Below are 12,347 nucleotides of genomic sequence, written 5' to 3' on the forward strand. Positions count from 1 at the left end.
CAGAAAATGAATCCGCATTCGAAGTAAGAGTGCGTTTTGAGGAGATAAAAAGAAAAGGTGTGTTGGCTGTCTGTTTTAGCAAGGAAGAAAGACAACAGAAGAGCACTCACTTATTTGGTTTAAAATAAAAAATTGGTACGAAGTGAACGTTCTCTTCTATGTGTCGTTGGTAGAGGAAGGATGAAAGAAATGAGAAAGAATGGTCCAATGGTAAACCGTTGGCTCTACGGGTTGATGTGTTTGTTACTTGTTCTAAATTATGGCACACCACTCATGGCTTTGGCGGAAGATGTTAACAGCGATGGCCAGTTAACGTTAGGAGAAGTGAAGCAAACCAGCCAGCAAGAAATGTCCTTAGCGCTTCAAGGAAAAGCACAACCAGTAACACAAGAGGTTGTAGTGCATTATAGTGCCAATGTGTCAATCAAAGCTGCACATTGGGCAGCGCCCAATAATACGCGCAAGATTCAAGTGGATGACCAGAAGAAACAGATTCAAATTGAATTGAATCAGCAAGCGTTAGCAGATACGTTAGTCTTAACGTTGAACCCTACAGCTACAGAAGATGTGACGTTTTCTTATGGACAACAGCAACGAGCGTTGACGTTAAATACTGGTACTGATCCGACAGAATCAACGGCAATCACGAGTTCGCCAGCCGCATCAGCGAATGAAGGTTCAACAGAAGAAGCATCTACAAACTCCTCTGTTCCTCGTTCGTCCGAAGAAACTGTCGCCAGCACGACGAAGGCGGTAGAAAGTAAAACAACTGAATCGACGACTGTCAAACCGCGCGTAGCAGGACCAACAGATATCAGTGATTATTTTACAGGTGATGAAACAACGATTATCGATAATTTTGAAGATCCGATTTATTTAAATCCTGATGGCACACCAGCAACACCGCCGTATAAAGAAGATGTGACCATTCATTGGAACTTTAACTGGTCGATTCCAGAAGATGTGCGAGAACAAATGAAAGCAGGCGATTACTTCGAGTTTCAATTACCTGGCAATTTGAAACCTAATAAACCAGGTTCAGGTGATTTAGTTGATGCAGAAGGCAATGTCTATGGAACCTACACAATTAGTGAAGATGGTACGGTTCGTTTTACCTTTAATGAGCGAATCACGTCTGAAAGTGACATTCACGGGGACTTTTCTTTAGATACTCATTTGAATGATTCAGATGGGCGGGGCCCAGGAGATTGGGTGATTGATATTCCTACACAAGAAGATTTGCCGCCTGTAGTGATTCCAATTGTCCCAGATACCGAACAACAAATTGATAAACAAGGCCATTTTGATCGAACGCCCAATCCTAGTGCGATTACTTGGACGGTAGATATCAATCAAGCGATGAAAGATCAAACAAATCCAACTGTGACGGAAACATGGCCAACAGGGAATACCTTTAAGTCCGTGAAAGTCTATGAGTTAGTGATGAATCTTGATGGAACAATTAAAGAAGTGGGTCGCGAACTTAGTCCAGATGAATATACCGTTGATAAAAATGGCAATGTGACGATTAAAGGTGACACCAACAAAGCGTATCGTCTTGAGTACCAAACGACGATTGACGAGGCGGTTATTCCAGATGGCGGCGGCGATGTGCCTTTTAAAAATCACGCGACGTTAACAAGTGATAATAATCCAAATGGGTTAGATGCTGAAGCAACTGTTACCGCCACATATGGCAAAATGTTAGACAAGCGCAATATAGATTACGACGAAGCCAATCAAGAATTCACTTGGGAAATTAACTACAACTATGGTGAACAAACCATTCCAAAAGACCAAGCAGTCATTACAGACACAATGGGGGATAATTTAACGTTTGAACCAGATTCTTTACATTTATATTCAGTGACATTTGATGACAAAGGAAATGAAGTCGTTGGAGCAGAACTTGTGGAAGGAAAAGATTACAAAGTGGTAATCAACGGAGACGGTTCCTTTGCAATTGACTTTTTACATGATGTGAATGGCGCAGTCAAGATTGATTATAAAACCAAAGTTGATGGAATTGTCGAAGGCGATGTTGCCGTGAATAATCGTGTGGATGTTGGTACTGGTCAGCATTCAGAAGGTGATGGCACAGCCAGTCAACAAAATATTATTAAAAACACTGGTGCAGTTGATTATCAAAATTCAACGATTGGTTGGACGTTAGCTGTGAATCAAAATAATTATTTGATGGAAAATGCCGTGATTACGGATACGTACGAACCAGTTCCTGGCTTAACTATGGTACCCAATTCGTTGGTTGTCAAAGATACAACCACTGGTGCTCAGTTGACGTTAGGCAAGGATTTCATGGTAGAAATAACTCGTAATGCAGATGGTGAAACAGGCTTTAAGGTAAGTTTTATAGGGGCGTATGCCAAAACAAGTGATGCCTTCCACATAACTTATACTACCTTTTTCGATGTTACCGAGTTAGACGCTAACAATCCAGCGTTGGACCATTACCGAAATACTGCTGCCATTGATTGGACGGATGAAGCAGGAAACAATCATCATTCAGAAGATAGTAAACCGTTTAAACCTTTACCTGCTTTTGATTTAAATGCGCAAAAAAGCGGTGTTTACAATGCCGTCACCAAAGAAATCACTTGGACGATTGCGGTTAATTTAAGTAATAATCGTTTAGTCGACGCCTTTTTGACGGATCCAATTTTAACCAATCAAACCTATTTGGCTGGGAGCTTGAAAGTCTATGAAGGCAATACAAAACCAGATGGTTCGGTTGAAAAAGTGAAACCAACGCAACCGTTGACGGATATCACAATGGAAGAACCAAGCGAGAAAAACCAAAATACTTGGCGTGTTGATTTTCCTAATGATAGTCGTACGTATGTGATTGAATTTAAGACGTCTGTTGATGAAAAAGTTATCGAAGGTTCGGCTAGCTATGACAATACCGCATCTTATACAAACCAAGGTTCTTCACGTGATGTGACAGGAAAAGTTTCTATTCAACATGGTGGCGAATCAGTGAAAAAAGGTGGCGAATACCACAAAGATGATCCAGATCATGTGTACTGGCATGTAATGATCAATGGCGCCCAATCGGTTTTAGACGATGTGGTTATTACTGATACACCCTCACCAAACCAAGTGCTAGATCCCGAGTCATTGGTGATTTACGGTACCAACGTAACAGAAGACGGAACTATTACGCCAGATAAATCTGTTATTTTAGAAGAAGGAAAAGATTACACACTGGAAGTTACCACCGATAATGAAACAGGACAACAAAAAATTGTCGTTAAAATGGCCCATATTGAAGCACCTTATTATATGGAATATCGTAGTTTAGTGACTTCTTCAGCGGCGGGGAGTACAGACACGGTATCCAACCAAGTGTCAATTACTGGAAATGGTTCAGAAGTCGTTCATGGGGATGACAATGGCGATGTGGTCGTTGACATTGATCACAGTGGCGGGCATGCCACAGGGACTAAAGGCAAAATTCAGCTGAAGAAAACAGCCATGGATGGGACGACTATTTTAGCAGGCGCCCATTTCCAAATTTGGGACCAAGCTAAAACACAAGTCCTACGTGAAGGTACAGTAGATGCCACCGGGGTTATCACATTTGGTGGGTTGCCGCAAGGGCAATACATTTTGGTGGAGACAAAAGCACCAGAAGGCTATACAGTTTCGGACGAATTAGCTAAAGGTCAAGTCATCACTATTGATGAAGAAACTTCAGCCGAAGGAGCACAACCAACCATTATTAAAAACGATGTCAGTAAAGTATTTTTAGAAAAAACAGATGAGAAGGGTAAAAAGTTAGTCAATGCTCGCTTTAAATTAGAGCATGCCGTAACCACGCCGTTTACTCATTGAGAAGAAGTTCCCCTTGCGCCGGATCGAACCAACGCGAATGGCCAGTTAGAGGTGGATAGTTTAAAACCGGGGCTTTATCAGTTCACAGAAATCGAAGCACCGACAGGCTATCTTTTAGACACGACACCCAAACGGTTCATTGTGACACAAAACACGAGCGGACAAATTCGTGATGTTCATGTTAAAATGCTTAATTACCAAGGTTCTGCTGAACTAATTAAAAAAGACCAAGCAGGCAATCCATTAGCAGGTGCTGAATTTTCAGTCCTTGATACCACAGGACAAGCGGTTCGAGAACACTTAGTTTCGGATGCAAACGGAAAAGTCACAGTGACGGATTTAGCCCCAGGCAAATATCAATTTGTGGAAACCAAAGCGCCAGCAGGGTACCTTTTAAACACTGAACCAAGTGCTTTCACGATTGCAGCAAGCGATCGGGGCAAACCAGCAACAGTTATAGCAACGGCTAACTTTGTTAACTATCAAGGCGCAGCTAAATTAATCAAAAAAGATGTGAATGGACACTTATTAAGTGGTGCGACATTTAAAGTACTTGACGCGAAGGGACAAACGATTCAAACAGGCTTGACGACAAATAATCAAGGGGAAATTGTTGCAGAGCACTTAGCCCCAGGTAAATATCGCTTTGTAGAAACCAAAGCGCCAACAGGCTATTTATTAAATACCACGCCAGTCCCATTTGAAATTGCTGAGAAAAATGCTGGTAAACCAGCGGTCGTTGTTGCTAGTGACAACTTTGTGAATTACAAAGGGGCTTTCCAAATCGTGAAAACGAATAGCGCAGACCAACCATTAGCAGGTGCTGTTTTTGAACTATATGATCACAATAAACAATCATTAGGGATTACAGCAACGAGTGGCAAAGATGGCAAAATTATCTTTAGAGACTTGGCGCCAGGTACCTATTATTATAAAGAAATCAAAGCACCAAAATTACCAGATGGCGCAGATTATATTATTTATCCTGAATTAGTAAAAGTAGAAATTCGTGGTGATTTCAAAGGCGATCCGGAGATCTTCCAATTAGGGGCCTTCGCCAATTTCAAAGGACGCGCCGTCTTTAAGAAAATTGATGCCAATGCGAACCCACTTCCAGGAACGATTTTTAAATTGTATCGAATCGAAAACGGGGAAAAAATCTTTGAAAGAGAAGTAACTGCTGAAAAAGATGGTTCATTGGCTATGGAGGATTTAGGCGCTGGTAGCTATGAATTAGATGAACTGGATGCAACGGATGGCTATATCGTCAATAAACAACCCATTTATTTTGTAGTGAAGAAGAATTCAAATGATAAACAACCACTAGATGAGTTAGAGTTTGTAAATTATCAAGCGGAAGTAACGGGACGTAAAGTCAATGAGCAAGGTCAAACCTTAGCGGGTGCAGTTTTTGCAATTTACAATGCCGATGAGCAGAATCAGCCACAAGGTTCACCGATAACATTCTTGAATCGTACAGGAGAAAAAGTTTCTGAAATAACAACGGATAAGACTGGCGAAATTTACGCTAAAGGGCTGAATGAAGGGCATTACGTTTTAGTGGAAACGAAAGCACCAACAGGCTATCTGTTAGACACAACGCCACATCCATTTGATGTAACCGCCCAATTAGGAAAAGAGCAGCCAATTGCTTTAGGCGATCTTATCAATTATCAAGGAACTGCTCAATTAACCAAAGAAAACGAAACAGGTGAAGCATTGGCAGGTGCGGTGTTTAAGATCATTGATGAAACAGGGCAAACTGTAGCTGGACAAACCAATCTGATGTCTGACAAGCAAGGCAAAGTCATTGCGAAAAATTTAGCACCGGGAACGTATCGTTTTGTGGAGACACAAGCGCCAACTGGCTATCTTCTTAATGAAACGCCAAGCGCAAGCTTTACGATTGCCAAAGACAACCAAGGCAAACCAGCCACTGTTGTACTTAAAGCACCTTTTATTAATTACCAAGGTGCTGCCAAGCTGGTGAAAATTGATCAGCAAAAGAATGCCTTAGCAGGTGCTGAATTTAAAGTGACAGATGCAGAGACAGGTAAAACTGTCGCTCGTTCATTACGTTCTGACAACCAAGGGTTAGTTCAAGTGAACCACTTACAACCAGGAAAATATACCTTTGTGGAAACAAAAGCACCGGATGGTTACCAACTGTCTAAGCAAGCTGTCGCATTCACTATTGCAGCAACAGCGAAAGACAAACCTGAACTCGTGGATGCGGGCACGTTTGTTAACGAGAAACAACCTTTATCCAAAAAAACAAAACCAAATCAGCCAACAACGAAACAAGCAGCTAGAGAGACAGGTTGGCTTGGTTTACCGAAAACCAACACACAAGTCAATTACTTCTTTGTCTTTATCGGCCTCCTGTTGGTCAGTTTGGCAAGTTGGCTCTTCTATAAAAAGAGCAAGAAATAAGCAAAAGCTATAAAAAAACAGGCCATCCGTTCTTTCGACGGATGGCCTGTTTTTTCATCTTAAGCTAATCAACTGAACAAAAGCAGCTCCTTCTTATTGACATTCTCAGGTAACCCTTCATCGCAGTTTAGCCTTTGAACAGAACTTACTGAGTTCTTGGAGCAAACCGCTTGTGCCTCAGCCTTTGTTTTTCGATGCTATCTTTAGGTATTTTGGCTAAAATATTGTACACTTTACATGTGCAAGAAATTTAGTTAGAGATATGAGGATAGAATGATGGAAAAGATGATGGTTTTATACAACGAAACTTCAGGAAGTAGTGAAAGTAAAGAGATTGCAGAACGCTTTAAAAAAGCTGCAGAAGCGAAAGGGGAAGCGGTTATTTTGCAACCTTCCAATCCAGACATTGATCCTGAAGAAATGCGGAAAAATGCCAAAGAAAATCAAGTGGGTGTCTTGGTCGTCATTGGTGGTGACGGGACCATTCATCATGCCGTTCAAAATTTTAAAGACACCATTCGTGACTATCAAATAGGGATTATTCCAGGTGGAACAGTCAATAATTTTGCGCGTGTGTTAAGTATTCCTTTGAAAGAAGAAGACGCCTTTGAGACCATTTTGGCAGGACAGACCACGCCAGTTGATTTTGGGATGGTAAATCAAGATGTGATGATTTCGACCTTAACGATTGGACTATTGGCGGACACAGCAGCAAATGTGACCCAACAGGAGAAACAAAAATATGGTCCTTTAGCCTTTACAAAGCAATTTTTCCGCTTATTAATGAAAAAGAAAAAATACAAACTAAAAATTGATGGCGATGAAAGACGTTGGCATGGCAAAGCCCAATTATTAACGATGACCATGACGAATTCTGCTGGCGGCTTTACCAATTTCGATGCCAATGCCACGCCAGATGACGGCGAAGTCCACATTATCATTTTACCTAAGTTAGTTTTTTACAAGTTTGTCTATTATTTACCTAAAATTATCAGAGGACAATTAAATGAAATTCCTGGTGTCGTGTATTTCTCTGGGAGTCAATTTAAAATTAGTGGCGAAAAAGACAAGAAAGTCCAAACACGAACAGATGGCGACCCTACCGATGATTTACCGATTAAAGTAACGGTGGAAGCTGGGGGACTCAACGTGTTTGTTCCTGAAACGTCCACATCTACGAAAGAATAAAAGAAACAACTGTTATTTTTTCGTGGAATAGATTTCTCATTTTGTGTACAATAGAACAGAAGAGAGGCAGTTGAGTGAACAGTGAAATGGGATGAATATGTTGATATATTCGATACAGATGTCGTTTCTAAAATTATTATTTTAAGAAACTTGCCAATTAATGAAGGCTGGATTGACATCAATGAGTTAGCAGAAGAATTACAATTAAACAAAAAATCAGTCAAAAAATACGTAGAACTTCTAAAAGATGACATTACGTATTATGCTGTGGATAATGATGCTTCTTTGGCTTTTGAAAAGGGGCATGGCTATCGCTTGAACTTGGCGTCCAGTCAAGCATTCCAGAAACTTTATACAGCAATTTTTCGGGATAGTTTAACTTATCAAGTAATGGAAGATTTATTCTGGGGTCGATTTAATGGAATTGTGCCAGCGACAGCAAAGTATCATACCAGTGATGCCACGATTCGGCGCTTGCTTAAAGGGTTTACAGAAATTTTAGCGCCATTGGGGTTAGTGATTAATAAAAGCACCTGGAAAATTGAAGGCAATGAAGCGTATTTGCGCCATTTTGCTTACACTATTTTTATGGACTTAATCCGTGATACTTGGCCTTTTGACTATATACAAGAAACGGAAGTCGCACAAACTGTCCAAAAAATGATGGCTTTTTTCAACGTAGAAGTTGCGGAAACGGTGATACGCCGAGTTAAATATATGGTCGCTATCTCAAAAGTCCGTAGTGCGCAAGGCGCCGAATATCGACCTTCAGCCGAGCAAGAAACTTATTTAGAAGGTAATAAACATTACCAAGCCTTTATAGAAGAAATGACAGCTACAACCCTTTTCCTTAACAAAAACGATTTAACTTTTGTGTACTTTTTCTTGTTAGCCAATGACCAATTTTATCAAGACGAAGCCACTGCACAAGCAATTTTAGCGCATTTTGATGAGTCTGAAGCGCCTGTTTATATGTTGACTCATTTAGTCCAACATTTCTTATTAGAAGAAATACACATGACGCCGCAATTGGAGAAAATTCGTCCGCAAATTTTTTATTATTTGTTTGCTACACATTTATTTGCCGAACTTTACTATGTCCAAAATGTGAAAATGTACAATGTCTTTTGGAATAAAGTTAAAGAAAAATATCCAGTTCTTTTAGAAGAATTAAGCCAAGGCTTAAATCAACTTTACGAACAAACAGGCAATGAATTATTTACAAATAAAGAATTTTTGGCTTTGCGTTATTCTAGTGTTTTGGCGCTTTCTAATGATTTAATTCATCGTGAACAAAAAATTGTTTTAGGGTTAAAATCAGGCTTGCCAGTACTGGAAGAAGAACGGGTGAAACTTTCGATTGAAAATAATTTTCGTCGGTTTTATGCATTGGAAGTCTTACGATACAGTGAAGCAAGCAAAGAAGAATGGCAAAATATTGATTTACTATTAGTGACTTCTTTGGCAGATGTAGAAACGGGCCATCCAGAGATCTTTTTACTTTCAAGTGAGTTAACGTTTGAGCAATATAATCGTTTGAACCAAAAAATAGTAAAAATTAACGAGAAAAGAACCACGTCACTTTAATAAAAAATCAAAAAAATGGGCTTTTTTGAGGTATATGTCCGATAAATTGTAAAAAAATTTTTCTAAAAAGTAAAAAAAGACAAGAAGAAAACGTCAATAAGTAGGTAATCAACACCTACTTATTGACGTTTTCTCGTTGTTTTTTAATAAATACTGCGTCAATTCTTCTGAAAATTATGTCAAAAAGGTACTTTTTTTGCTTTTTTTATCGTAAATAATAGATGATTAGCTATTGATAGTAAAGGAACTACTACTTTTTTTAACAGTCAGTTAAAAAATATTGAGGGTTCTCACAAGAATTTTTCTATATAATAGAAAGAGCAAGGGAAGGAAGGCGGGATAGAATGAAAAAACGGATGGAACAAATTGAAGAAATCTTAAGTTGTGAAGAAAATAGTGCCGGTGTTCGATTAAAGGAATTGGTTGAGGCCTTAGAATTAGAAGTCACAAATCAAAACTTGTTAAAGGTAACAAGTATCTTACATATGAATCCAAAATTTAAAAAAATTTATGCATACGAAGACAGTCGTGTTATTACGCTGTATCAACTTTTACAAAATAAGCCGTTGGAAGTAACGGAATGAAAAGAGGAAAACACATGAAGAAAACAATACTTATTCTTCTATTTGGTTTATTGACGGTGGTGGGTCTACCAATGGTGACTGAAGCGGCTGAACCAGTTGATGCAACAGATGCAACAATTTTTGGTGCGCAAGCGATGGTACCTAATAGCACAGAGGATCAAACAGAGAAGTTACAGACATTACTGAGTCAGACAGCAAAGGAAGGACGGGCATTATTTTTACCACAGGGAAGTTATGCTCTGTCAAAAGATATTGCGATTTCTTCAAATTATCAATTAATTGGCGATACAACAGGAGCCACTATTTTACATAATGCTACAGGTGCACCGATTCAGCTAACAGACACAACGTACGGGACGAAAACCAATGTACGACTTCAAAATATTGCTTTTGACGGCATCAATGTGACCTTAAAATTGACGAATCAATTAACGCTAGCAAACAATATCTTTTATAATCCATTAAAAGGATTCGTGGTCAATTTAAATGCAGATATTGGCGTTAAAATTTCAGGTAATATTTTCATGCGAGACACAGCACATATGCAGCCAGGGATTGATTTTAACCGAGCGATTTACATTGGTGGTTATTCAACACCAAGTCGCTTCCAGTATATGTCAGATGTAGACATCGTGGACAATTTATTTGGGTTAAAAGTGACGGAATTAGATGCGATTAAAAGCACCAGTCGTTCAGACTTAGCAGCAACTATTACACGTTTACAAACAGCCATTGAAGCAGGTGCTATTTCAGTACCTAATGAACAAAATTATCTATCCACCGGGGTTAATTCTTTTAATATGTTGAAGGATGTAACTGTCCAACATAATTTTTTCTATTCACCCTATGACAATGAAAACTTAAACGGCTTAGGTGGCGATCATGCGATTTATTTCCGTGGTGCCCAAAATATCACGGTGGTGGGGAATCACTTACGTGGACTACAAAATGGTCCAGCTGGCGGATTTAAGTTTAAATCAGGCCGTAATATTACGATTATGAATAATTATTTGCGAAATACAGGTCTCATTATGTATGGAACACCAGAGATTGGTTTGGCAGAAACGCAAGCAGAGGGTGCTATCTCAGAACTCTCTAACTGGTTAGTGGCTAATAACATTTTTGATTGGAAGTATTGGAACAATCAATATGCAATTGGAATGGAATACAATCGACATACAGGAAATAACAATGTGTTCAATGGCGTATTTATCAACAATCAGTTTGTTAACTACCACAATATTCCACAAAACCGACGTCGGGAATTGTTAATCGCTAGTGGCGGTGGTTTCCGACCAGAAACGAGTTTTGTGAAAGACAATACTCGAGATGATGGCCTTAAAAACGGCCAATTATTGGTAGAAAATTGGACAGAGGCGGACTATCGCTTAATGCCAGCAACATGGGAATCGTTAATTTCACCAACACTTTATGAGCAATATAAAAATACGCCAATTCCGGTTAGAAATACTTTAGCAACCCCTGTGGCTACAACGATTGTGCAAGGACAATCAATCGATCCGCAGCAACTGGTTGCTAATACAAATGACGCGGATGAAGCAGTCCCAGCCGCTAAAATCGTCAATCCAGAGGTCTTAAATGAAATCGGCCAACAAAAAGTGACTGTTCAATTAACTTATGAAACAGGGTCATTGGTAACAGTGAACGTACCGGTGACGGTAGAGGCCCCTGCAAAAAAGCTTGATTTGTCCCAGCTACAAACCGTTTATGCTTCGATTGGTGAAGCAAACCAATATACAGTTTACTCTTGGCAGCTATTCACTGCCATTGGGCCTAAAACAATTGTTCCTTCCTATTATCAGCAGGCGACACAATTGTTAGCAGAAGGTCAGGAGAGTCAGGACAAAACCCAAGAGCAAGTGGATCAGTTAACAAGTAATTTGCAATCTGCAATGAAAGTATTAGTCAAAAAAGCCGATATCACGCTAGAGCGTACAGAAGCAGAAAATGAACTGGCAAGCGTCCATAAATTAGACGAATCTGTATATACCACAGACTCTTGGCAAGCCATGCAAGAAGCCTTAATAGATACAACAACTGGCGAAGGAAGCTCTAAGCAGTTACAACAACTGCTTGCTTGGTCAGATGAAGAATTATTAGAGCCAATACTTGGTGGCTTTAAAACGCCTGCAGATGCACAAAAGCGTATTAATCAATTAACACAAACCATAAAAACGGCGTTACTTCTGTTAGTTGAAAAATCAACAGAGACAACTAGTAACACAAGCGAAAGCAGCACCTCAAGCACAACCAGTGAAACCAGTAATACAAGCGAAAGCAGCACCTCAAGTACAACAAGTGAAACAAGCAATACAAATGAAAGCAATACACCAAGTACAACCAGTAAAACCAGTAATACAAGCGAAAGCAGCACCTCAAGCACGACAAGTGAAACAAGCAATACAAATGAAAGCAACACACCAAGTACAACTAGCGAAACCAGTAATACCAGCGAAAGTAGTACCTCAAGCACGACAAGTGAAAGCAGTAGTACCAGCGAAAGCAGCACGCCAAGCACGACAAGTGAGAGCAGTAGTACCAGCGAAAGCAGCACCTCAAGCACGACAAGTGAAACCAGTAATACCAGCGAAAGCAGCACGCCAAGCACGACAAGTGAGAGCAGTAGTACCAGTGAAAGCAACACGCCAAGCACAACCAGCGAAACCAGTAGTACCAGCG

The 12,347-nt window shown here is 39.8% G+C and carries 3 protein-coding genes and 2 pseudogenes; all 5 read left to right on the plus strand.

Annotated elements, in window-relative coordinates:
• Nucleotides 1-189 precede the first annotated feature (189 nt).
• Nucleotides 190-6,288 (plus strand): annotated as a pseudogene (gene fss1, locus IGJ37_RS00410) (fibrinogen-binding MSCRAMM adhesin Fss1).
• A 273-nt stretch (nt 6,289-6,561) separates the two neighbouring features.
• Entirely contained in the window at nt 6,562-7,476 is a 915-nt protein-coding gene (locus IGJ37_RS00415; RefSeq protein WP_002403939.1) for a diacylglycerol/lipid kinase family protein, read from the plus strand.
• Nucleotides 7,477-7,557: 81 nt separating this feature from the next.
• Nucleotides 7,558-9,063: a helix-turn-helix domain-containing protein gene (locus IGJ37_RS00420; protein WP_002359252.1), complete on the plus strand. Its 1,506-nt coding sequence runs from the start codon at nt 7,558-7,560 to the stop codon at nt 9,061-9,063.
• Between the two features lie 344 nt (nt 9,064-9,407).
• Nucleotides 9,408-9,647, plus strand: a complete 240-nt coding sequence (locus IGJ37_RS00425; RefSeq protein WP_002356115.1) for a hypothetical protein — start codon at nt 9,408-9,410, stop codon at nt 9,645-9,647.
• Nucleotides 9,644-12,313: pseudogene (locus IGJ37_RS00430) on the plus strand (glycosyl hydrolase family 28-related protein); the annotation flags it as partial. The gene IGJ37_RS00425 and the pseudogene IGJ37_RS00430, both read left to right, overlap by 4 nt.
• Between the last annotated feature and the right edge of the window lie 34 nt (nt 12,314-12,347).

The organism is Enterococcus sp. AZ104 (assembly GCF_050546705.1).
Lineage (GTDB): Bacteria > Bacillota > Bacilli > Lactobacillales > Enterococcaceae > Enterococcus > Enterococcus faecalis.

Excerpts from the sequence above, each read along its gene's own strand:
- IGJ37_RS00415 (WP_002403939.1), top strand. The coding sequence starts at position 6,562 with ATGATGGAAAAGATGATGGTTTTATACAACGAAACTTCAGGAAGTAGT.
- IGJ37_RS00425 (WP_002356115.1), top strand. The coding sequence starts at position 9,408 with ATGAAAAAACGGATGGAACAAATTGAAGAAATCTTAAGTTGTGAAGAA.